Annotated in this window: 22 protein-coding genes; 12 read left to right on the top strand and 10 right to left on the bottom strand. The window is 63.1% G+C overall.

The window, feature by feature from the left end; all coding sequences use genetic code 11:
- Positions 1 to 72: 72 nt before the first annotated feature.
- The 6 genes from IE053_RS09780 to IE053_RS09755 form a co-directional block, all read right to left on the bottom strand.
- The gene (locus IE053_RS09780) at positions 73 to 1,206 is read right to left on the bottom strand and encodes a flagellin N-terminal helical domain-containing protein (protein ID WP_189575429.1); all 1,134 of its coding nucleotides are present in this window, start codon (positions 1,204 to 1,206) and stop codon (positions 73 to 75) included.
- A gap of 10 nt (positions 1,207 to 1,216) precedes the next feature.
- Positions 1,217 to 2,830, bottom strand: coding sequence for a flagellar hook-associated protein FlgK (gene flgK, locus IE053_RS09775; RefSeq protein WP_189575427.1), 1,614 nt, complete (start codon positions 2,828 to 2,830; stop codon positions 1,217 to 1,219).
- 23 nt (positions 2,831 to 2,853) lie between these two features.
- Complete coding sequence (locus IE053_RS09770) at positions 2,854 to 4,176, bottom strand: flagellar hook protein FlgE (RefSeq protein ID WP_189575425.1); 1,323 nt, start codon at positions 4,174 to 4,176, stop codon at positions 2,854 to 2,856.
- 118 nt (positions 4,177 to 4,294) lie between these two features.
- Complete coding sequence (locus tag IE053_RS09765) at positions 4,295 to 5,152, bottom strand: OmpA family protein (RefSeq protein WP_189575423.1); 858 nt, start codon at positions 5,150 to 5,152, stop codon at positions 4,295 to 4,297.
- 31 nt (positions 5,153 to 5,183) lie between these two features.
- Positions 5,184 to 6,062 carry a flagellar motor stator protein MotA gene (motA, locus tag IE053_RS09760; protein WP_189575421.1) on the bottom strand — a complete coding sequence of 293 codons (879 nt, stop codon included), beginning with the start codon at positions 6,060 to 6,062 and terminating at the stop codon, positions 5,184 to 5,186.
- Positions 6,059 to 7,750, bottom strand: a complete 1,692-nt coding sequence (locus IE053_RS09755) for a hypothetical protein (protein WP_189575419.1) — start codon at positions 7,748 to 7,750, stop codon at positions 6,059 to 6,061. The genes motA and IE053_RS09755 overlap by 4 nt, the downstream gene beginning before the upstream one ends.
- A 137-nt stretch (positions 7,751 to 7,887) precedes the next feature.
- On the opposite strand from IE053_RS09755, the gene IE053_RS09750 reads away from it, so the two are divergent.
- Genes IE053_RS09750 through IE053_RS09730 form a run of 5 tightly spaced genes read left to right on the top strand, consistent with a single transcriptional unit; the run spans position 7,888 to position 11,301 of the window.
- On the top strand, positions 7,888 to 8,628 hold the full coding sequence (locus tag IE053_RS09750; RefSeq protein WP_189575417.1) for a flagellar hook basal-body protein: 741 nt from the start codon (positions 7,888 to 7,890) through the stop codon (positions 8,626 to 8,628).
- A gap of 22 nt (positions 8,629 to 8,650) precedes the next feature.
- The gene (gene flgG, locus IE053_RS09745) at positions 8,651 to 9,436 is read left to right on the top strand and encodes a flagellar basal-body rod protein FlgG (protein WP_189575415.1); all 786 of its coding nucleotides are present in this window, start codon (positions 8,651 to 8,653) and stop codon (positions 9,434 to 9,436) included.
- A gap of 5 nt (positions 9,437 to 9,441) precedes the next feature.
- Positions 9,442 to 10,083 (top strand): flagellar basal body P-ring formation chaperone FlgA, encoded by a 642-nt coding sequence (gene flgA / locus IE053_RS09740; protein WP_189575413.1) that lies wholly within the window; start codon positions 9,442 to 9,444, stop codon positions 10,081 to 10,083.
- A gap of 15 nt (positions 10,084 to 10,098) precedes the next feature.
- A complete protein-coding gene (gene flgH / locus IE053_RS09735; RefSeq protein ID WP_189575411.1) occupies positions 10,099 to 10,827 on the top strand; it encodes a flagellar basal body L-ring protein FlgH in 729 nt (242 codons plus the stop codon).
- Positions 10,828 to 10,845: 18 nt separating this feature from the next.
- Positions 10,846 to 11,301 (top strand): hypothetical protein, encoded by a 456-nt coding sequence (locus IE053_RS09730; protein ID WP_189575409.1) that lies wholly within the window; start codon positions 10,846 to 10,848, stop codon positions 11,299 to 11,301.
- A 74-nt stretch (positions 11,302 to 11,375) separates the two neighbouring features.
- Here the strand turns inward: IE053_RS09730 and IE053_RS09725 are convergent, their stop codons facing one another.
- The 3 genes from IE053_RS09725 to IE053_RS09715 are packed head-to-tail and all read right to left on the bottom strand — an operon-like array spanning position 11,376 to position 13,598.
- A complete protein-coding gene (locus tag IE053_RS09725; protein WP_189575407.1) occupies positions 11,376 to 12,092 on the bottom strand; it encodes a MotE family protein in 717 nt (238 codons plus the stop codon).
- Positions 12,089 to 13,039 (bottom strand): FliM/FliN family flagellar motor switch protein, encoded by a 951-nt coding sequence (locus IE053_RS09720; RefSeq protein ID WP_189575405.1) that lies wholly within the window; start codon positions 13,037 to 13,039, stop codon positions 12,089 to 12,091. The genes IE053_RS09725 and IE053_RS09720 overlap by 4 nt, the downstream gene beginning before the upstream one ends.
- A gap of 40 nt (positions 13,040 to 13,079) precedes the next feature.
- A complete protein-coding gene (locus IE053_RS09715; RefSeq protein WP_189575399.1) occupies positions 13,080 to 13,598 on the bottom strand; it encodes a flagellar basal body-associated FliL family protein in 519 nt (172 codons plus the stop codon).
- A gap of 125 nt (positions 13,599 to 13,723) precedes the next feature.
- Here IE053_RS09715 and fliF point away from each other — a divergent pair, with 125 nt between their 5' ends.
- From fliF to IE053_RS09680, 7 genes are all read left to right on the top strand, one after another.
- Positions 13,724 to 15,421: a flagellar basal-body MS-ring/collar protein FliF gene (fliF, locus tag IE053_RS09710; RefSeq protein WP_189575398.1), complete on the top strand. Its 1,698-nt coding sequence runs from the start codon at positions 13,724 to 13,726 to the stop codon at positions 15,419 to 15,421.
- On the top strand, positions 15,418 to 16,107 hold the full coding sequence (locus tag IE053_RS09705; protein WP_189575397.1) for a FliH/SctL family protein: 690 nt from the start codon (positions 15,418 to 15,420) through the stop codon (positions 16,105 to 16,107). The genes fliF and IE053_RS09705 overlap by 4 nt, the downstream gene beginning before the upstream one ends.
- Positions 16,104 to 16,592, top strand: a complete 489-nt coding sequence (gene fliN, locus IE053_RS14455; protein WP_229786169.1) for a flagellar motor switch protein FliN — start codon at positions 16,104 to 16,106, stop codon at positions 16,590 to 16,592. The genes IE053_RS09705 and fliN overlap by 4 nt, the downstream gene beginning before the upstream one ends.
- 15 nt (positions 16,593 to 16,607) lie before the next feature.
- On the top strand, positions 16,608 to 17,429 hold the full coding sequence (locus IE053_RS09695) for a flagellar type III secretion system pore protein FliP (RefSeq protein ID WP_189575396.1): 822 nt from the start codon (positions 16,608 to 16,610) through the stop codon (positions 17,427 to 17,429).
- Between the two features lie 23 nt (positions 17,430 to 17,452).
- Positions 17,453 to 18,475, top strand: coding sequence for a flagellar motor switch protein FliG (fliG, locus tag IE053_RS09690; protein ID WP_189575395.1), 1,023 nt, complete (start codon positions 17,453 to 17,455; stop codon positions 18,473 to 18,475).
- 175 nt (positions 18,476 to 18,650) lie between these two features.
- Entirely contained in the window at positions 18,651 to 19,079 is a 429-nt protein-coding gene (locus IE053_RS09685; protein ID WP_189575394.1) for a hypothetical protein, read from the top strand.
- Positions 19,076 to 19,936, top strand: a complete 861-nt coding sequence (locus IE053_RS09680; RefSeq protein WP_189575392.1) for a transglycosylase SLT domain-containing protein — start codon at positions 19,076 to 19,078, stop codon at positions 19,934 to 19,936. Before IE053_RS09685 ends, IE053_RS09680 begins: the two co-directional genes overlap by 4 nt.
- Here IE053_RS09680 and IE053_RS09675 read toward each other — a convergent pair.
- Entirely contained in the window at positions 19,933 to 20,997 is a 1,065-nt protein-coding gene (locus IE053_RS09675; protein ID WP_189575391.1) for an NAD-dependent epimerase/dehydratase family protein, read from the bottom strand. The genes IE053_RS09680 and IE053_RS09675 overlap by 4 nt on opposite strands.
- Positions 20,998 to 21,079: the final 82 nt, after the last annotated feature.

The following is a 21,079-nucleotide window of genomic DNA, read 5'->3' as shown; positions in this document are numbered from 1 at the left end:
CTTCCGGGGACGGGTCTTCCGCCGCGCGATAGGGGTGGTGGTGGGGGTGGTCTCTCGCGCGTTCTACGGAACCTATCGGACGAAGTTGAACAGCCTGAGGTTCAGCACCCGTCCGGTAACGGCGTAGCTGGCCTCGAGTTGGTTCTCGATATCGAGGAGACGGGTGGTGACTTCGGCCCTGTCGACATTCTCGAGCTGGAGAATCTGGTTGTTGAACATGGCGTTCTGGGTGCGGACCGCCTCGTCATTGGCATCGACCAGCTGCCACTGAAGGCCAAGGCTCGTGCGGGCGTCCATGATCTTCGACAGGCCCCCGGTGATGAGATCCAGCGCACCCGGAACAGCCGGCGGGCCAGCCTGGCCCGTCATGAGGGTCTGGTAGGCAACCGGGTCGGTGATGTTCGTCAGGTCCACGGTCGAGAGGATCCACGCCCCTTGCAGCACTTCGCGCAGGCCATCGGTCAGGTCGTTGTTGCCCAGAGCGTTGAACTGGTTGTTCGGCAGGCGGATATCCGCCAGCACGCCGCCGATCTCACCGTTGAAGAAGGTGTTCTCGAAGCTGTAGTCGTCGAGCGGCGGGCCGGCGAGGGCGTTGGTGCCGTTGAAGATTGTCTGGAAACGGTTCAGCAGGTCGAGACTGTCCGCAGGCGTCACGGGCGTCGTGACATCGACGCCGGAGTTGAGCGGCGCGCCGGGGCCGGTGCCGGTCAGCGCATCAGTGATCACCTGACGCGGCGTGAAGCCGTTGGGGTTCGGCTGGTCGATGGGTTGCATCGGGATCTGCCCGACATTGGCACCGCCGAAGAGGTAGCGCCCGCCGATCGAGATGTTGAGTGCGCCCGTGACCCTGCCGATCACGCCTTCGGCGAGAAGGTTGATCGAGAAGGCCGAGTCGAGAGCGTCCGCGCCGTTGATCGTGGCGAGACCGACGAGGTCCTGAACCGCGCTCTCCACTTCGGAAAACGCGCCCTCCATGATGTCGTAGCGCTGCTTGTAGAGATTGATCGAGCGCAGGTAGGTTTCGTTCGCCTCGAACTGGTTGCGGATCGTCTGGAGACGGATGAGGTCGGAGCCGATGGATTTCGCCACGTCGGTCTTCTTTCCCGTCGAGAGCTCGTTGTTCGCCTGCGCGAGGTCGCCCTCGAGCTGTCGGAGCTGCGAGTTCCGGAGCGTTGTCTGACCGAAGGTCGAGATCGGTTTCATCATCAGGGTACCCCTAGGCGAGACGCGCCAGCAGTTCGTCGAACATGCGGGCGATAATGTTGATGACCTGGGCATTGGCCGTGTAGGCTTGCTCAAGCTCGAGAAGCTTCTCGCTCTCTTCGTCGATGTTCACGCCGTTCTCGTTGAAGCGGCGGATCTCAAGCGTGTCGAAGATGGTCCGCGTGCGGTCGGCGAGGCTTTCGAGATTGGCGCGGTTGTTCTGCACGCCGCTCGTGAATTCCGACGCGAACTGGCCGAGCGTGTTGTTCTGGGCAAGGCCGCCCGACGGGGTGAAGGTCCGGGTCTGGGCGAGGCCGTCGAGGAAGCCCTGGATCTGGTCCTGGAAGCCGACCAGTGTCGGTGCCGTCGGGTTGGCGTAGGCTGCACCGCCCTGGGTCGGCGGGAAGGTCGAGAAGTCGACATCCGACGCGTTCGGATCGAATGTCGCAACGACACCGGTCCTGAGGCGGGTCAGGTCGCCACCGGGCGCATTGGGATCAACCAGCGCGTTGACCGAGAGCCGTCCTGCGAGCCCTTCGATATTCGCAGCGGGGGAGAGCGGATCGACCGCCGCGCCCGCATCGGTGAAGAGACCTGCGATGGCCGGGTTCGGCGGCACCGCGCCTGTCGTGAAGAAGCCGTAGCGCTGGGCCGCGACCTGCTTGTCGGCCTGCTGGAAGAGGACAGCCGTTTCCTTGGCAAGGGCGTCGATCTGGTCCTGGTACTGGACGAGATCCACGTCACGGGCGAGGAAATGACCGGCCAGGGAGCCGGTGCGCAGCGCCTGCGGACCGCCCAGCGGTCCCGGCGAAATATCGAAGCCGTCGACCGTCAGGCCCGAGAGGACCGTGGGCACGTTGGTGATCCGCGTGCCGGGTGAGATGGTCGAGGTCTGGGTGAAGCCAAGGGTGCGCGGCTGGCCGTCGAGGAGGGTGACCCCCTCCGTGGTGGAGATGACCACCTCGCCTTGGGCGCGGGTAAAGGTCCGGATGCCGATCTGCTCGGCGACGATGTCGATCAGGCGGTCGCGCTCATCCATGATGCCCGACGCGTCGATCGACGGATCGGCCATGGCTTCGGCGACTTTGAGGTTGAGGTCGGCGATGCCCTGAAGGGCGTCGTTGACCGTCTGAACGCCAGCGGCGATCGAGCGGTCAGCCTCTTCTCGCGCAGTCTGGATCGCGTCCTCGGCCGAGCCGAAGCGCGCGGTCAGGTCCTGCGCGGCAAAGAAGACAGCCTGCTGGAGGTCGGTACGCTCGGGCGCGTCGTAGAGATCCTGGAAAGCGGTTTCGAGCGCCGTGAAGGCGGAAGGGATGGAGCGGGCATCGGCCGGGTCGCCGATGACCGAGGCGAGGCGCCCGACAGCCGTGGCCCGGACGTCGAGCGTTCCGAGCTTCGCGGCCTCGAGGCGCACATCGCGCAGGAGGATCGAGTCGACGGGACTGCGCACCATGTCGGCGCTGACGCCGCTGCCGATCCCCGCGATGTTGTTCGCGGAGATACGCGCGTCCTTTGCGACATAGCCCGGCGTGCGGGCGTTCGCGATGTTGTCGGACGCGCCGGCCACCTGACGCTGGGTCGAGTTGAGGCCGGATTTGGCGTTGTAGAGCGCGGTTGTCAGCGACATGGCTAGCTAGCCCCGTAGGAGAGTTATCGGCCGATCCGGGTGACTTCCTCGAGCATTTCGTCCGCAGTCTGCACGACCGTGGCGTTCGAGGAGTAAGCCCGCTGGGTTTCGATCAGCGTGGTGAGTTCTTCGGCGACATCGACGTTCGAGTTCTCGAGGGCGCCAGCGTTCAGCGTCCCGATGCCCGAGGTGCCAGCGATGGCGACCCGGAGGTTGCCGCTATCGGCCGAGAGGGTGAAGGCGTTGCCGTCGATCGGGTTCAGGCCCTCGGGATTGATCACGTCGACGAGCGGGATCTGGTAGATCGGGCGGATTTCGCCATTGTCGAAGATCGCGACCAGCGTGCCGTCGTCACGGATGTCGAGGGCCTGGAGCTGGCCGAGGGCAGAGCCGTCGACACTGGTCAGCGGGCTGAAATCGCCGCCGAACTGCGTGACGCCGTTGAGGGCGTTTTCGTCACCAATGTCGAGGGTGATGACCTGACCTGCCGGACCCGGCAGGGTGAGGTCGAAGGCACCGTCTGCGGTGACGAAGTTGTTGAGGTTGAAGCCAAGACCGGCGGCACCCGGATCGAGGTTGAGGGTCGCACCGCCATAGTTCGGCGTCCCCGCGACCGAGCCCGGCGCGCCGCCGGTGAAGTCGATACCCGAGAGGTCGCCGATGCGCTGGCCGGTGCCGACCGGACCTGCCCAGAGCTCGAGGTCCCAGACATTCGAGCCTGCGCCGCCATTGGGAATCCAGTTGAAGGAGATGGTCTGGCTGGCGCCGAATTCGTCAAAATACTGGATGCCTGCCTGGAACGGGCCGGCGGTCCCGGCGGAAACGTTACCGGAATAGTCGATCCGCGTGGTCGGCTGGGCCGAACCCTGGATGTTGTTGACGTTGACCGTCTCCATCGACGCGAAAGTGGTCAGGCTGGGCGCGCCGTTGACATAGTTGCCCTGCGGATCGAGCGGAAAGCCCTGCAGGTAGTAGCCGCCAGCGTTTTGGAGGTTGCCGAACTGGTCGGCGCGGAACGAGCCTGCGCGGGTGAGGGCAGCGCCCTGGCCCGCCGGATCAGCGGCGACGGCGAAGAAGCCATTTCCCGCGATCGCGAGGTCGGTGACATTGTCCGTGCCGATGATGTTGCCGGACTTGGAAACTTCCGTGCGGATATTCGTCGTGACGCCGCCTGCGGTATAGCTGGCGCTCGAACCGGTGTTGACCACGAGTGTCGAAAACTCCGTGGTCGAACGCTTGTAGCCGACTGTCGCGGAGTTCGCGATGTTGTCCGAAACCGTCGCCAGTTTCGTAGCTTGGGCCCTGAGGCCATTGACGCCGGTCTGAAGCGCGCTGCCAATCGACATGTTACCGTCCTCGGTTCTTTTTCGGAGCGTAATGCTCCCACCTGAGGACGGCGTAGCGCGGGTCGTTTAAACCGGCATAAAGTGTGGATCAGCCGCTATTAAGTCTTTGTTTAGACTTTTATTGGCTGCGGCTGAAGAGAAGGTCGCCCGATGCGGCGACATTCGCATGCACACTGACGGTGATGCGGCGGTTACGCGGGTCTTCAGGACGCGCCGGGACGAAAAGCTCGCGGCTGCCGCGGCCTTCGACGGCCTCGATGCGGTCAGCCTGGAGTCCGGCGCTTTCCATGACGCGGCGGGCCGCATTGGCGCGTTCCGAAGACAGCTCCCAATTGCCGCGGGCGGAATTCCGGAAGCCCGAAGCATCGGTGTGGCCCGCGATGCGCACGACATTCGGCACGGTACGGAGGACTTCGCCAAGGGCGACGAAAAGCTGCTGGGCCTGTGGGGTCAGGGTCGCCTGGCCGACATCGAACATCGAGAAGGCGCGGTCATCATGGATCTGGATATAGACAGCATCGTCACGGCGCTCGACATAGACGACGTCATTAAGGCCAAGCGGATCAACGCGTTGCTCGAAGGCGACGCGCAGTTTCTGCTCGAGAGCGGCAAGCCCGTCATCTGCCCCCGACTCGCCGGAGCCGACGGAAAGATCCTCGAGGGCCGAGGGGCCGGTGTCGGTCTGGGTCGTTGCAGCGGCGGCGACGGGCACGGCCTGCTGGCTGTCGGCGCTGTCGTTCGTCTGCGAACCGTTCGAGTCATTGGTCTTGCCCGAAAGCACGCCTTCGGAACCCGATTTGTCGCGACTGATGGAGATCGGGTTGAAGTAGTCGGCCAAGAGGTCGCGCTCGGCATCCGATGCCGTGTTGGCGAGCCACAGGATCAGGAAGAAGGCCATCATCGCGGTCGTGAAGTCCGCATAGACCATTTTCCAAATACCGGAGTTCGCTCCGTCGTCGTCGACCTTCTTAGCCATGATTCAAACCCTTCCCCCCCAGAAATTCAGTCTAGATTGCTTCAGCGGCAGCCGAGCGGATCGCTTCCGACGTCGCCTTTTCGACCGCGTCGAAAGACGGCTGGACGTCATCGAGCAGCACCTTGCGCGAGTACTCGATGGCGATCTGCGGCGGGTAGCCGTGCAGGAAGGCGACGAGGCCTGACTTGATGCATGCGTAGTAGTTGACCATCTCGTCGCGGCGCGCGGCCATCAGGCCTGCCAGCGGCATCACGATCGAATAGCTGAGGAGGACGCCGAGAAACGTGCCGCAGAGGGCGCCACCGATCATCTTGCCCAGGATCTCGGTGGCCTGGTTGACATAGGCCATGGCCTTGATGATGCCGAGAACCGCGGCCACGATGCCAAAGGCCGGAAGGGCTTCGCCAACCGCGTTCAGCGCGGCAACCGGGCGCGAGAGATCCTTCTGGATGGTCGCGATTTCCTCGTCCATCAAGCTTTCGAGTTCCTTCGGATCCTCGGCACCCAGAGAGATCAGGCGCAGGTAGTCGCAAATGAAGGCGACAGCGCGTTTCTTCTCGAGGACCTTCGGGTATTTCTGGAACATCGCGCTCTCATAAGGGTGCTCGATGTCGTTCTCGAGGCTCATCACGCCCTTCGATTTCCCTTCGCGGAAAATCGTGAAGAGCAGCGACAAGAGCTCAAGATACTCATCCTTGGTCAGAGCTTCACCCTTGATGTTGCCGAGGAGGGTGGAGCCCGTCGACATGATGACGGAGCGCGGGTTCGAGATCACGAACGCGCCCACGGCGGAGCCGACAATGATCACGATTTCATAAGGTTGCCAGAGAACGCCCAGCTTTCCGCCGACGCCCATATAGCCCCCGATGACGGAGACCGCGACTATGATAAATCCGACGCCGAACTTCATTTTGTTCTCTCGTTTCTCGCCTGTGCGTCCGCATCCGCAGGAGCGGATTTCGATGCCTCTTCGGACAGCTCTTGCCCTATTTGGGTTAAGGTTGAGGCCAACCCTGCAACTTCTGCGCTAGGTGCCAGCAAAGGTCGCAGGTCGTTTGCGTGGTAAACGGAAGGTTTTGGTGCTGATGACAATGCCCGCAATCTGACATCCGCAACCTGCTCGGCATCTTCGCGCGGGAGACGCTCGCCGCGGGAGAGATATTTCGCTGCCGGCTGGCGCCAGGTGGGGCGGTCGTTGCTGAGCGCGCTGGCCGCAGCGTAGAGGCCATAGGCTTCTTCCGCCCAGGCCCGCTCGGTGACGATGGCAAGGACTTCGCGCCGGGTCCCCGGCTGCAGCAGGCTCGGCAGGTCCTCGATGTCGAGGGCCCGTGCCTCGACGAGATCGAACGTCTCCCGGTCCTCGGTGGACAGCTCCTGGCGGGGGAGGGCACCGAGATAGGCGCGGGCCGCAGGCCTGTCATTGAAAGCGATCATCAACTGCGCCGCGGAGAGGAGCGCCGCATTGCCCCCTTCGGCGGCCACCCGCGCGGGCGTTGCGTTGCGCATCAGCATTTCGGTCCGGGTCATGAGACCTGCCTCGACGAGGATCTCCGCAAGCTTGAGATCGCCCAGCCAGAACGAGTCGGGCTCGGCGACCAGCGGCCGGACGAGCTCGTAGACATCCATCAGGTCACCGATGGTCGCCGGGTCGAGGCGGCGGATGAAAAGATCCTCCGCAATCGCCTTGATACGGCGGGTTGCCTCTTCGCGCACATCTTCAGGAGCGTTGGAGCCGGCGACGCTGTAGAGCAGCCGCAGGGCCTGGGGCAGCTGCTGGTCGAAGTAGTAGGCTCGGGCGAGGGCGAGGGTGATCCCGGTACCGAGGTCTTCGCCGCGCCAGATCGTCACCAGCTCCTGCAGCACCGCCACCGCCTCGTCGGTGGTGATGTAGCCGGTCCGCCACATCAGGGCGATGCGGCGCAGGTCCGCCTCGGCCTGAAGACGGTCATTACCGAGCTCGGACGCTTCCTGATAAAGGGCGACGGCTTCGTCCGTGCTGCCCACGACCTCGATCACCCGTGCCTGGATCATGGCCGCGCGGGCCAGTTCGTCATCCCTCACAGCAATCGTCCGAAGTGCCGTGGCAAGGGTCAACGCGGCGCGGGTGTCGCCTTCCGCGAGAAGCGCGTCGGCGAGCTTCGAAGCATACATCTCCCGCGTCCATGGCGGCAGCGAGATGAAGAGGTTTACCGCGACATTGCGCGTGCGCCGGTCAGAGGACTGAAGGCCCCGTTCGCCATTGGCGATAAGCAGCCACATGGCCGCTTCGTCGGTTCCTTCGGCCAGCTCTTTCTCGAAGAAGGCTTCGGCCTCCGGGTCCTGCTCCACGAGCAGGCGGAGAAGCATGCGTAGCCGCTGTCGGTCCTCATCCATCCGTCCGCCGATGCGCGGGAGGGCTTCATCGAGGAAACCCGCGCCGACAAGACAGGACAGGTCTTCCTGGTTTGCGCGCTTGAGGCGCTGAACGAAGACCTTGCCTTCTTCGTAGCCACAGGACCAGTCGACGCCAAAAGCGCTCCTCTGGGCCTGCGCGGCCGCCGGAAGGGCCACGGACAAAACTGCTGCGGCGAAAGCCGGAATTCTCGTCAGCCTACGCATCAAGGGTCCTCGAAATCCGGGTTTAAACTGGCTGGCATAGTTTAATCCTGCGTTTCGGAGCGGAATGCCGTGTTTTCCTGGGTTTCCGGGGGGCAGGGCGGTTTCATTCCGCCCCGGCCGATCAAGAGGATGGACCCTTGGATACCAGTCTTTACGTCAACCTGTCGTACCAGAGCTCGTTGAACCGGCGCCTGGAGCTGATTGCGAACAACCTCGCCAATGTGAACACGACCGCGTTCAAGGCGGAGCGGGTGATGTTCGACGATGTGTCGTTCAAGGCCGGGCCGGCAGCGGACGTGTCTTTCGTCATCGACCGCGCATCCTATACCGACTTCCAGTCAGGCTCGATCAACCGGACCGGCAACCAGCTCGACGTCGCGGTCGTCGGGGATGGCTGGCTGACGGTGCAGACGGATGAAGGCCTGCGTTACACCCGCGATGGCCGCATGGTGGTCGCCCCGGACCAGACCCTCACCAATATCGACGGGGCGCCAGTCCTCGATGCGCAAGGCGGCACCATCGCGATCCCCGAGGACGCACAGAACATCACGATCTCACGTCAGGGCACGGTTTCGGTGAACATCCAGGGCGAGCCCCTGCCGATCGAAATCGCACAGATCGGCATCTTCGAGATCGAGGATCCCTACCAGATGGTCCGTGAGGCCGATGGTCGGTACACGGGTAATGTCGTTGCCAACCTCAAGCAGGACGGCCAGCTCCAGCAGTTCGCCATCGAGGGCTCGAACATCAATCCGATCAAAGAGATCATCAAGCTCATGGAGCTTTCGCGCGCCTACACCTCCGTGGCCGAGAGTTCGAACGACATCCACAAGACCAAGAAAGATTCCATCGGCCGCCTCGCGCGGAACGACGGCTAACGGACAAGACCAGGAGACACCCATGCGCATTCTCGAGATCGCCGCCACTGGCATGATGGCCCAGCAGACGAATGTCGAAGTCATCTCCAACAACATAGCAAACATCAACACGACCTCGTTCAAGCGTGGCCGTGCGGAGTTCTCAGACCTGATCTACCAGAGCCAGCAACGCCAAGGGACGTTCTCCTCGGACGCCGGAACCATTGTTCCGGTCGGTGTGCAGGTCGGCCTTGGCGTGAAGCCGGCGGCCGTCGCCCGGATCACCGAGCAGGGTGCGCTGCAGCAGACCGGCAACCGTCTCGACCTTGCGCTCCAAGGGCGTGGTTTCTTCGTTGTCCAGATGCCGGATGGCACCCAGAGCTTCACCCGCGCGGGCACCTTCCAGCTCAACCCCGACGGTGCGATCGTGACGCCGGAGGGCTTCGAGCTCGACCCGTCCATCACCCTGCCGAACGATGTCACCGATATCGAAGTGAACCGTTCGGGTGAGGTCTTCGCCTTCACCCCGGGCCAGCAGCAGGCCCAGCTCGTCGGCCGCTTCACCCTCGCGACCTTCATTAATGAAGCGGGTCTCGAGGCGATGGGCGACAACATGTTCCGCGAGACCCTCGCGTCGGGCCAGCCACTCCTCGGCCTGCCTGACGAAGACGGCGTCGCCCTCATCCGCCAGGGCTATGTCGAGAACTCGAATGTCAACGTCGTCGAGGAAGTCACCGACCTCATCTCCGCCCAGCGCGCCTATGAGATGAACGCCAAAGTCATCGAGACCGCCGACCAGATGTCGCAGCGCGTCTCGAATATGAGGTAACCCGGATGATCCGTAGCCTTCTCGCTTTCTTCGCCTTTATCGGGGTGGCCTTCGCGCAGGCGCCGCTTCCCGAGCGCGTGGCCGATGCGATCCGGGAAGGCGCCCTCCTGCCAATGGATGCGGAGGTCAAGGTGCTGACCATGACGCGCGTGGTTGGGGAGGTGGAAGCGGTCGAGCTTGTCCGTTTCGATCGACGCACCGGCAATTACGAAGCGATCATCAGCCATCGCGGCAACCAGGCCAAGATCAAGGGCCGCGCCTCGGTTTCTGTGCCTGTCGTGGTCGCCAGCCGCACCCTCCGCCGCGACCATGTCATCGGTCCTGCGGATCTCGAGGTCCGCAATGTGTCGATCGCCCAGGTTCCTGCCGATGCATTCTCGATGGTCGAGGACGCCGTCGGCATGTCCGTCAAGCGCTCGCTGGTCGCGGGCCGCCCGGTGCGCGAGGACGATGTCGGCGCCCCGATCGTGCTGCGCAAGAATGAAGCCGTTGAAATTGTCTATGAGCGGAAGGGTATGGTTCTTTCCGCCCGTGGCCGCGCGCTGGACGAGGGTGCCGTTGGCGATGCCGTCCGTGTCGTCACCGACGGCCAGGAACAGGTCGTGATGGGCGAGGTCGCCGGCCCCGGCGTCGTCGCCATCAGGTAAGGAGTAAAGAGACCCATGCGGAAGAATCCCATTGTTCTCATGGCCGCTGCAGCGCTGGGTCTCAGCGCCTGTGCGAGCTTCGATAACCCTATCGACGGGCCCGACCTGTCGGAGGTGTCGAACCCCGCCTATCAGGAAGAGGCGCGCACCGTCCGCATGCCGATGCCCCTCGACACGGCGAACTACGCCGCCCCGAATTCCCTCTGGGAGGCCAACAAGCGCAGCTTCTTCCGCGACCAGCGCGCCAACGGGGTGGGCGATATTCTCACCGTCAATATCGACATTGCCGACCAAGCCCGAATGCGGAACTCCACGCGCCGGAGCCGCGAAACCTCGAACGAGTTCCAGGTCGGATCGCTCTTCGGGATCCCGGAATATCTCGACAGCGAGCTTCCCGACCGCTGGGAGCCGAGCGCCGACCTCGAGTCAGACCGTGAGTCCCGCGGACAGGGCGAGATCAACCGGAACGAGCAGATCTCGCTCCGCGTTGCTGCCGTCGTCACCGACCGCCTGCCGAACGGCAATTTTGTCATCGCGGGACGGCAGGAAGTGCGAGTCAATTCCGAGCTGCGTGAGCTGAGGATCGCTGGCGTCATTCGCCCGGAGGACATCTCCGCGACCAACACGATCGACTATTTCAAGATTGCTGAAGCCCGTATCTCGTATGGTGGGCGCGGCACGATCTCGAAGGTCCAGACCCCGCCCTACGGCCAGCGCATCTACGAATTCGTCGTCCCGTTCTAATCGCCTGAGAGCCGACCCATGCCGAAGCCAGTCATCCTCCTTATCCTGACCGTCGTCTGCGGCGTTGGCGGCTTTGCGCTCGGCGAGATCAGCCAGATGACGAGCACCATCCGCGCGCAGGGCACGAACGAAGCCGAAGAGAACGTCGTCTTCGCCGCCGGCCAGTTCACGATCCCCCTTTTCGAAGGTGGCCGCGTGCCGTTCTTCCTCCTGACCGAGGTCAACATCGAAGTCGCGACCTATGACGAGGTCTCGCTTCTCTCGAACAACCGCCCCCATGTCAGAGCCACGATCCTCGAAACCCTCTTCGAGCTTGAGCGCCGGGGCGAGATCAAGCCGGACACGATCAAACCCGAAGTCATCAAGAAAGCCGTGCAGGAAGACCTCGAAGCCACCTTCGACCTCGGGGAGGTCAACAACGTGCTGCTCAACCGCCTCCTGATCCAGGAGACAGGCGGACGGGTCCGTCCGTAGGCCATCGAAATTATGGGCAATAAAAAAGCCGCCTCCGGGCGGCTTTTCTGTTTTGGGCAGATCCGCCCGCGTCGCTAAAGCGCCGCCTGCTCGTCTGGCCTGCCGCGTTCGGCCATCAGCTCCATGAGCTCGTTGGCCTTGTCCGTCTGCATACGGCTGAGAATGTCGGCGGCGTTGCGCTCGCCGACCTGGTCGAGGACCTGCACCACGAAGCGCGGCTCGTTTTCCTGGAGGAGGCGGGCGGCGTTCTTGGCCGTCATGTTGGCGACGACGTCGACGACCTGCTGCAGGTTCTCGTCCTGCTCGATCTCCAGCTCGTCGATCAGTGCGGAAACTTCCGCGCGAAGGTCTTCGAGCCGTTCGATTTCTTCGAGAGCCCGGCGGTTGGCGAGGGCGATCTCGGCTTTCTGGTCCTCGAGCCTTGCCCATTCCTCGTCGAGCTTCTCGCGCTCGGCATAGATCGTCGCGAGGACTTCGGTCACCGCGGCCATGGAGGAGACGCGAGCTGCGGGGAGGGGGAGCTCCTCGACCTCGAGCATTTCCTGGATCTTGTCCTGGGACTGCGCAAGGCCGCGCTTGATGACCGGGTTCTCGTCCTCGCCAGCGCGGTATTCCGGTGACAGGACGTTGTCGGCCCACGGACGTTCGTGGCTGCCGAACTCTCGCACCGCTTCGTCCTTGTTGCGCTTGCGCGCCGCGTCTTCATCGATCTCCGGGGCCGCTGCGATGATCATCACCGGGACGGCGAGGGAGGCGGTGGAAACACCAGCGAGAAGGAGGATGCGGATCACAGGTCACCCAGTCCGAAGGCGTTGGCGGGCTCGTCCTTCTCCGTATCAAGATTGATCTCTTCGATCTGTGCGGCGATCTTGCCACCCTTCCGGCCCATCGGCCCGCGGAAGAACTCCATGTCCTCGAGCATGAAGCGGACTTCGGTTTCAGCGCTCGTCTCGAAGGTGATGGTCTGGCCGGGTTTCCAGTTGAGGACATCGGCCAGCGTCGTCATCTGAGAGTGCAGCACGGCATCGAAGCTCAGCTCCGACTTGATGAGCGCATCCTCGAAGTGGCGGTTCCAGCTGCGGTCGCCGCCGAACTGGTCGCCGACGAACATCTGGCTGAGGTGCTCCTTCACCGGCTCCAGCGAGGAATAGGGGAAGAGGACTTGCAGCTCGCCCTTGGAGCGGGCGATGTCGAGCCGGAAGCGCGAACGGACACAGGCGGAGGTGGTCCGCGTGATCGCCGCGAATTGCGGGTTCATCTCGAGGCGCTCGATGCGGAACTCGACCTCGGCGATCTGCTCGAAGGCCTCGGACAGGCGCTCCGCGATCAGCTTGAAGATCCGGTTGGTCAGCTGCAGCTCGATCGAGGTCGGGCGGCGCTGCTGGACGCGCTGCTTCGGCCCGTCGCTCGGCGAGCCGCCAAGCAAAATCTCGACCAGCGTGAACACCAGGTTGCCGTCGAGCATCAGCAGGAAGCTCTGGTCCCACGCGACGGCGCGGACGATGGCGATCACCGGTGCCTCGGGAGGTTCGGCCATGAAATCCGAGAAGCGGGCGTACTGGATCTCGTCGAGCTGGACCGCGACTTCGGTGCTGGTGAGATGCAGGAAGCTCTCGGTGAGCATCTGGACTGTCCGGTCAAAGACGATGTCCAGCATCGGCAGTCGTTCATGGGTGACCCCGCTATTCGCGAGGCGCTCCATCACGAGCCTGGCTTCCCTTGTTGCTTTCCCTGTCATTCCGTCCTCGTCATCGGTTCATCCTGATGCGGACTGCACATCACTCGACCAGCAGCTCGCCGATCAGAATATCATCGACCGCGTCGCGACCGAGGATTCTTCTCGCTCTAAAGAGACAAGCGTTACGTAAATTATAAAGCCCCATCGCGCCCTGCAGTTCCCGGCTCGACAGCTCCCGAATATACGTCTGCAGCGCAAATTCTAGTTCCGGCAGCCGTCTCCTGACCTCTTCGGCCTTGTCGATCGGCGCACGGATCGTGAACTTCGCGAGCACGTATTTCGCATCTTCACGTCTGTCGAGCTGGTAGATCGTTTTTTCCAGCTCGATCCATTCGTGCGTTGGTTTGACCGTCGCGTCGAGGTTATTGTTCGTGGTCGCTTCGACAAGCTCCGCGATCCCCTCCCGCCCGAGCGAGAGATATCCTCCGGCCATGAACGATCCGACCGAGCACAGCAGGGCTGTGACAGCGAACAATGCAGGCCCGAGCGATTCCATGCGGTTTTTGCGCAATTTCGGAATTGCCGGCGCTTCGTTCAGGTTCTCTTCAGAATCTTCCATCAAATCATTAACCCAGAGGGACGGCCGCGAGGCCACGTCATGTGAGGTACAGGGACCTCTTTGACGCCAGTTTAAAGGGAGCAACCCCAAACCCATCCCTGCGGCTAGGCAGAATGTCAGTGAGCGTGGAAACTTTTCTTCAGAGATTTAAGGACCTTGGTGCGAACCGCCTGATGATGGCGGGGGCCCTGGCCGCTTTGGTGCTGGCAGCGCTTGTCGGTATCATCTTAGCTTTTTCCAAACCCCAGATGGCGGTGCTTTTCTCCGGCCTGAACGATGCCGATGCAGGGGCCGTCGTCAGCGAGCTGGAAACGATGGACGTTCCGGTCCGGCTCTCTTCCGATGGCAGGACGATTTATGCGCCTGCGGGGCGCATCCCCCGCCTGCGGATGCTGCTGGCCGAGCAGGGCATGCCGTCGGGCGGCGCTGTCGGATACGAACTGTTCGATGACAAATCGTCGCTGGGGCTGACCTCCTTCATGCAGGACATGACGCGCCTGCGTGCCCTGGAAGGCGAACTGTCGCGCACGATCCAGACGCTTGATTCGGTCGAGAGCGCCCGCGTGCACCTCGTGATGGCGCGCCGCGATCCGTTCAGCCGCGAAAAAGCCTCTCCCACCGCCTCGGTGGTCGTCCGTATGCGCGGCGCCCGCAATCTCGATGGCGACCAGGCGGCCGCGATCCGCCACCTCGTCGCCTCTGCCGTGCCGAGCCTTTCACCGGGCAAGGTTGCCGTCCTCGATGCCCGCCGCGGCGCGGTGTTTGCCGAAGAGAACGGCCCGATGGCTGGCGCTGCCTCGGTCAACGGCTTGCAGGCGGAGATTGAAGACCGTCTCGCGCGCGCAGCCGAAAGCGTCCTGGTGCCGACCCTGGGGGCGGGCCGCGTCCGCGTGCAGGTCGCAGCCGACCTGCGCACGGAAAGGGAAGTCCGTCGCGAAGAGCGCTTCGATCCCAAGGAAACCGCGCTGCGCTCCCGCCAGATCATCGACGAAGTCGAAACGGCTAGCGAAAACGCCACGGACCAGCCCGTCACCGTCGAGCAGAACCTCCCCGAAGCAAATGTCGGTAATGCAGGAATCGGTAACGCCAACACGTCCGAGATCGAACGTTCCGAGTCCGTGGTGAACTACGAGATCAGCTCGGTCCGTTCCGAGCAGGTCATCGAGCCCGGCGATGTCGAGCGTCTTTCGGTCTCCGTGATCGTCGACAACAAGAAAGTCACCGGCCCCAATGGCGAGGTGACCTACGAGCCGCGCACCGAAGAGGAACTTGCCAAGATCGCCGGCCTCGTCCGCTCGGCCGTCGGCTTCAACGAAGCCCGTGGCGACTCGATCACTGTCGAGAACATGCCGTTCGTCGACCTCGACGCCGAAATGCCGCGCTTCGCGCCGTCCAACATCACCGAGGTCGTCTACCGCAATTTCGACTCGATCACGCAGGCCGTCGCGCTCCTCCTGATCGGTGTCGCGCTGATCTTTGGCGTGGTTCGCCCGGTCATGAGCCGCGTGCTGAACACCGGCGGTGTCGGTTCCGACATGGAGCCGGTGGCGATGGGTGAACTCAGCCTCGAGGATCTCGGTATCTCCGAGGGCGAGGCGGGCGAGGGCGGCCTGGCTGCCATTGGTCCCAACGGGCAGCCTATCATCTCCGGGCCCAAGCGTTCGATGGCGGACAATCTCGACCAGATGCTCGAGCTCCGCGACGTCGACGGCAAGGTCCGTGCCTCCTCCATCCGGAAACTTGGCCGCATCGCCGAGCAATATCCGGAGGAAGTGGTCGCGATCCTCCGCACGTGGATCTATGAGCAGGAGAACGCGGCGTGACGATCAGGGCTTTCGCTCCGGTCCGCGACTTCAACGAACCTCAGGTCGAAGAACAGGCGTTCGAGGAAGTCCCCGAAGAGGACGACCGGCTCTCCCCCGAAGAGGTCACGCGCCTGATCGAGAGTGCCGCCGCAGCCGCGCGGCGCGAGGGGTACGAGGAGGGCAAGCGCGACGGCGAAGAGGCCGAGCGCGCGTCCATGGCCGCTCGCCTCGAGGAGAAGGTTGACCGCCTTCGCGCGGAAATTGAATCGATCCAGGCCCGTGAGGACGCTCTCTTCGACGAGCTGGAGACCCGCAGCTCGCGCCTCATGCTGGCCCTCGTGCACCAGCTCGCGCGCCGCCTGTCTGAAGAAGAAGCCAAGCACCTCGCCGAGAACGTCACGATCCGGGCGATCGAGGCGGTTCGCGGGAAACACCGGATCACCATCCGGGCGACCGAGGAGTTTCTCGGCCCGCTGCGGCATGTCCTCCGCCTGCCAACGGATGAAGAGGCCGACCAGGTCCGCATCCATTTCGAGCAGGCTGCGGACGAGACCGAGGCACCACTGGAAGTTGCATGGTTAACGGGAAAAGTAACCTTCGACCCATACGCGTTTACTGGCGCGATCGACGAAGTGTTCACCGAAACCCTGAAGAGTCTGATGGACGGTGAGGGCACGCCGTCCAGCGAAGGAGAGAACCCATGAGCGATACGCCGGAAGACAACAAGGACGAGTTCGGCCTGCCGATCGATGATGGTGCGCCGAGCGCCGACGGTTTGCCTACCGACAATACGCCTGGTGGCGATGCTGGCGGTTTCGAGGCTGGCGGCCCCGCAGAGGCGAGCGAAGCGGAGATCGCCGCGACTCTCGACGCCATGATCGGCGGCGGCGGAGACGAAGCGCCTTCGGGCGGCAAGGCCGGTGGCTTCGGATCCTACAACAACATGTCCGCTCTCGGACAGGTCCCGGTTGAGGTGCAGGTCGTTCTAGGACGCGCCAAGCTGCCGATCGGCAACATCCTGAAGCTCGGTCGCGGTGCCGTGGTCGAGATCGACCGTCGCGTCGGCGAGCAGGTCGAGATCCACATCAACCACCGTCCGGTGGCACGCGGCGAGATCGTCATTGTCGATGATGACCGCCTCGGCGTGACCCTGACGGAAATCATCACGAACTCACCCAACCTCCACTGACCACATAAGGACCACATGAAGCGGCTCGCGATAAACGCAGCCTTGATCTTCGGGATCTTCACGGCGCTGATGATCGCGCCCGATGCGTCGGCCCAGTCGATCAGCGTCGATCTCGGAGGTGACGGGGCCTCCTATTCGGGACGTCTGGTCCAGATGTTCCTGGCGATCACGGTGCTGTCGCTGGCGCCGGGGATCCTCGTCATGATGACATCGTTCATCCGTGTGGTCGTGGTCTTCTCTCTCCTGCGTTCGGCGATCGGCCTGCAACAGGCGCCGCCCAACGTCGTCCTGATCTCCCTCGCGCTTTTCCTCACCGGCTTCATCATGGCGCCGCATTTCGAGGAGAGCTGGAACAACGGCATCGCGCCAATGATGGCCGACCAGGTCGATACCCAGACGGGCCTCAGGAACGCCGTCCTGCCGCTGCAGGAGTTCATGGCTCGCCAGACCGAGCCGGACGACCTTCTTTTCTTCGAGAGCCTGGCCGAGCGTCAGCGTGCCGACATTCCAGAAGCCGAGCTTCCGGCAGGCATGATGAGCGACGAGGAGATCCAGGCGCTTCTCTATCCCGAGCAGGCGGAAGGCCCCGAGCTTCCTCCGCTCACGCAGCTTATTCCCGCCTTCATGATTTCAGAGCTTTCGCGGGCCTTCGAAATCGGCTTCCTTCTGATGATGCCATTCCTGGTCATCGACCTCGCCGTCGCGGCCATCCTCATGTCCATGGGCATGATGATGCTGCCGCCCCAAACCGTGTCGCTCTCCATGAAGATTATCTTCTTTGTTCTCGTTGATGGCTGGCGCCTCCTCTCGGAGAGCCTGGTCATGTCCTTCTTTTAGCCGCCATGTCAGGATCGACAGCCATGCCGAGCGTCAAGATCAGAAGCGAAGTCGACGCCCTCACGGGGCCGGAAAAAGTCGCCGTGATGCTGCTCACCCTCGGTGAGGAGCAGGCTGGGCCGCTGCTCGAACGAATGGACGACAGCGAGGTGCGGATCATCACGCGCGCCATGGCGACCCTGGGTTCGATTACGGGAGAGGTCCTCGAGGAACTCATCTCTCGGTTTACGGAGCAGTTCAGCCAGGGCGGCTCTGTCATCGGCTCGGCCGATTCGACGGAACGGATGCTGAGGAGCTTCCTTCCGGCGGATCGTGTCGTCGACATCATGAACTACATTCGCGGTCCGGGTGGCTCGTCCACCTGGGAGAAGATCGCGATGGTCGACAACTCGATGCTCGCCAAATATCTCAATGGCGAGCACCCCCAGACGATTGCCGTCGTCCTGTCCAAGATCGACCCGGACCAAGCCGCGCACGTCCTGTCCAACCTTCCCGAGAAGGTGGTGCCGGATGTCATGAAGCGGATGATCTCGATGAACTCCGTGCCGAAGGAAGTTCTCGCCGACATCGAGGAGATGCTGCAGCGCGACCTGATGCTGAACTACCAGTCCTCGACGGAGAGCAACAACCTCAACCACATGGCGGAGATCTTCAACCGGACGGAGTCGGAGCGTTCGGACCAGCTCCTCCAATTCCTCAAGGAGGAGCACGAGGAAGAGGTCTACCAGATCAAGCAGCTCATGTTCACCTTCGACGACCTCATGGCCCTCGATCCGCACAGCCTGCGGACGGTCATCCGGTCCTGCGAAAGCGACACGCTCACCTACGCGCTCAAGGGTTGCGACGCGGATACCCGCCAGAAGATCGTCAACAACCTCTCCGAACGGGCGCGGGCGATCCTGCTCGACAACATGGACACCCTCGGCCCGGTCCTCATGCGCGATGTGGAAGCCGCCAAGGCGACCATGGTCCGCAAGGCGAAAGAGCTGGCCGAAGCCGGCGTCATCGTCATCGAGCGCGGCGCCGAAAGCCAGATGGTGTACTGACGACCTTCGGTCGTTTTTCCGGTGAGGTTGCTTGCTGGTTGAAAAATGGACGTCTTGCCACGGCTTGACCGTGGCACCCATCACCCGCCCCCCGATCCTCATCGATCGCTAGGGAGATGGGCCCCAAGGTCTACGCTGCGCTGCGCCGTGGGGAAGCAGGAAAGAGGAGGCTTGGATGAAAGACCCGGACAAGATCCTCGATGCCTTCAAGACCCGCTCGGACCAGGCCGCGCGGGTCGTCGGCGAGCTCCGGGATGCCCGCGACCGGACCCTCAAGCACCAGGTGCAGGTCCTCCAGCAGATCGAGACCGCTTACCAGGACACCCGCAAGGACCGCATGGCCGCGCAGGCGGCGGCAGGCTATGCAAAACGCTGCCTGCAGCAGGCGGCGGCCCTGCGGCGCGAGGCCGAAAAGATCGCCGAAGCCGAAGTCCTCGCGCTGCACCAGCTCGAGCGCACCTTCGGCGACCAGAAGCGCTTCGAGGTCTATCTTTCGCAACGTCAGTTAAAAGAGAAGGCGGTAGCGAGGAAGCGTGAGGAGAACGCGCTCCTGGAGCAGATCGACCAGCTCCAGGCCGCAAAAGCCCGCAAGGAGGCTGAATGAGCATCGAGCCGCTCGGCGCGCTGAAGCAGGGGGAGAACGGTCTGCAGACCGTTACACGCGCCATCCGTCAGGCCGCGAACCAGTCCGGTCTCGATTTCGACCTGATGCTGGGCGTCGCCAAGCGCGAAAGCTCGCTCCAGGCCGATGCCAAGGCTTCGACCTCATCCGCCTCGGGCCTTTTCCAGTTCATCGACCAGACGTGGCTGGGCGCTGTCAAAGAGCACGGGCAGGAGCTCGGCCTTGGCGACGTGGCGAAGGACATTGTCCGCACGGAGAAGGGCTTCACTGTCGCGGATCCTGCGCGGAAAGAAGAGATTCTCAACCTGCGCTTCAGGCCGGCCATCGCCGCCAAGGTCGCGGGCAAGACCCTCGCCGCGGCGAAGGAAAGGCTGTCCAACGCTCTCGGCCGCGAGGCTTCGGGCTCGGAAGTCTACATGGCGCACTTCCTTGGCGAGCGCGGTGCCCTCCGTATGCTGCAGGCAGGTGAAGGGGCTATCGCGGCGGATGTCGATCCGCGCGCTGCCAAAGCCAACCAACCGCTCTTCTTCGAAGGTGGCCGCCCTGTCTCCGTGGCAGAATTCAAGAACAAGATCGCGCTCAAGATCGGCGGCGGAGACGTTACCGCCGCCCCGCAGGTCCGTCCGCCCTTGGCGCCGCCTCAAGCGACTGAAGCCCCGGCGTCATACACTGTGCGCATACCCTATCGTCCGTCCACGGCGCCAAAAGTCGAGGCCTACGCCAGTCCACAGACGAATGAGCGTCTCTCCGATATTGGCAAGTCCCTGCCGCCACAGATCTACGCGGCCATCGTCGATATGCAGTCCGACTTCATTCTCGGGGACAAGAAGGACAGCTAATTCTCAAGCATCCCGGCGTCAATCATCTGCTGGAACATCTCTTCCATCGATGTCTTCATCGGACGGTAGCTAAGGCCGAAGGCATTGATGGCCTTCGTATTGTCTGCATGCCAACTGATATTGACATTGCGTTCGACGAATTTCCGGCTGAACCCGTTCATCGGCCCGACGATATACATAAGCCACTTCGGTAGCGCGTTTTTCGGGATCGGGTAGCGGTCGCCATACCGGTCCTCCAGCGTCTTTGCCATCTCGAGGAGGTTCGTCTCATGGCCAGAGACGATGTGCCGTCCCTCGGCTTCCGGCAGGAAGGCGGCAGCCATGTGCGCATCGGCGAGGTCGCGCACGTCGACACAGCCGAGCCCCACTTTCGGCGCTCCCATTCGCATCGTGCCGTCACCGATCCGCTTGACCAATTCGAAGCTCTCCGAGGTCGGACGATCCTGCAGGGCAGGACCGATGACCAATGACGGATTGACCACCACTAGCTCCCAGCGCGTCTGCGCTCTGGCAATCGCCCAGGCTTCCTGCTCGGCCACGGTCTTGGAATAGGAGTAGGGCTGGTAGTCGAGTGAAGCCGTCTCGTTCCACACATCCTCGGTCAGCCGCCCGCCCGGCGCTCTGTGGGTGTCGATTGCGTCCGTGTAGATCGCCGCGCAGGAACTCGTCAGGACCACGCGCTTCACGCTCTCCTGCCGGTTCGCCTCGAGGAGCACGTTGCGTGTCCCGAGCCGAGCCGGGTCCACCAGTTCCTTCTGAGGATCATTCACCGACGTCTTGAAGGGGGAGGCTGTGTGGAACACCGTTCCGCATCCGGCCATCGCCTCGCCGTAAGAGCCTTCGTCGAGAAGGTCGGCGGCGAAATACCGGATTTTCCCCGATGTCTCCGCCGCGATCCGGTCGAGGTGCGCGCGCTTCTCTTCATTGTCGGGATCGCGCACCGGCGCGTGAACGGTCAGCCCTTCTTCGAGCAGCCGCTTCACCAGCCAACCGGCGACATACCCCGTCGCGCCGGTGACCATGACAGGCTTCGTCCGGTCGATCGTCAGCTCTTTCACCATGCAGACCTCCGTATCACGCCGATGACCTCGGCACGCTCGGGGCCAAGGTCAACCGCGCCGCTGCAGCACGCCGCCTTTGCGA

The sequence above is a fragment of the Parvularcula lutaonensis genome, from assembly GCF_014651915.1.
Taxonomy (GTDB): Bacteria; Pseudomonadota; Alphaproteobacteria; order Caulobacterales; family Parvularculaceae; genus Parvularcula; species Parvularcula lutaonensis.
This window is presented reverse-complemented; position numbering and strand designations above follow the sequence as displayed.

Bases quoted from the DNA above. Each gene is read 5' to 3' on its own strand.
- IE053_RS09780 (WP_189575429.1), bottom strand. From the start codon at position 1,206: ATGATGAAACCGATCTCGACCTTCGGTCAGACAACGCTCCGGAACTCG.
- flgK (WP_189575427.1), bottom strand. From the start codon at position 2,830: ATGTCGCTGACAACCGCGCTCTACAACGCCAAATCCGGCCTCAACTCG.
- IE053_RS09770 (WP_189575425.1), bottom strand. From the start codon at position 4,176: ATGTCGATTGGCAGCGCGCTTCAGACCGGCGTCAATGGCCTCAGGGCC.
- IE053_RS09765 (WP_189575423.1), bottom strand. From the start codon at position 5,152: ATGGCTAAGAAGGTCGACGACGACGGAGCGAACTCCGGTATTTGGAAA.
- motA (WP_189575421.1), bottom strand. From the start codon at position 6,062: ATGAAGTTCGGCGTCGGATTTATCATAGTCGCGGTCTCCGTCATCGGG.
- IE053_RS09755 (WP_189575419.1), bottom strand. From the start codon at position 7,750: ATGCGTAGGCTGACGAGAATTCCGGCTTTCGCCGCAGCAGTTTTGTCC.
- flgG (WP_189575415.1), top strand. From the start codon at position 8,651: ATGCGCATTCTCGAGATCGCCGCCACTGGCATGATGGCCCAGCAGACG.
- flgA (WP_189575413.1), top strand. From the start codon at position 9,442: ATGATCCGTAGCCTTCTCGCTTTCTTCGCCTTTATCGGGGTGGCCTTC.
- flgH (WP_189575411.1), top strand. From the start codon at position 10,099: ATGCGGAAGAATCCCATTGTTCTCATGGCCGCTGCAGCGCTGGGTCTC.
- IE053_RS09730 (WP_189575409.1), top strand. From the start codon at position 10,846: ATGCCGAAGCCAGTCATCCTCCTTATCCTGACCGTCGTCTGCGGCGTT.
- IE053_RS09720 (WP_189575405.1), bottom strand. From the start codon at position 13,039: ATGACAGGGAAAGCAACAAGGGAAGCCAGGCTCGTGATGGAGCGCCTC.
- IE053_RS09715 (WP_189575399.1), bottom strand. From the start codon at position 13,598: ATGGAAGATTCTGAAGAGAACCTGAACGAAGCGCCGGCAATTCCGAAA.
- fliN (WP_229786169.1), top strand. From the start codon at position 16,104: ATGAGCGATACGCCGGAAGACAACAAGGACGAGTTCGGCCTGCCGATC.
- IE053_RS09695 (WP_189575396.1), top strand. From the start codon at position 16,608: ATGAAGCGGCTCGCGATAAACGCAGCCTTGATCTTCGGGATCTTCACG.
- fliG (WP_189575395.1), top strand. From the start codon at position 17,453: ATGCCGAGCGTCAAGATCAGAAGCGAAGTCGACGCCCTCACGGGGCCG.
- IE053_RS09685 (WP_189575394.1), top strand. From the start codon at position 18,651: ATGAAAGACCCGGACAAGATCCTCGATGCCTTCAAGACCCGCTCGGAC.
- IE053_RS09680 (WP_189575392.1), top strand. From the start codon at position 19,076: ATGAGCATCGAGCCGCTCGGCGCGCTGAAGCAGGGGGAGAACGGTCTG.
- IE053_RS09675 (WP_189575391.1), bottom strand. From the start codon at position 20,997: ATGGTGAAAGAGCTGACGATCGACCGGACGAAGCCTGTCATGGTCACC.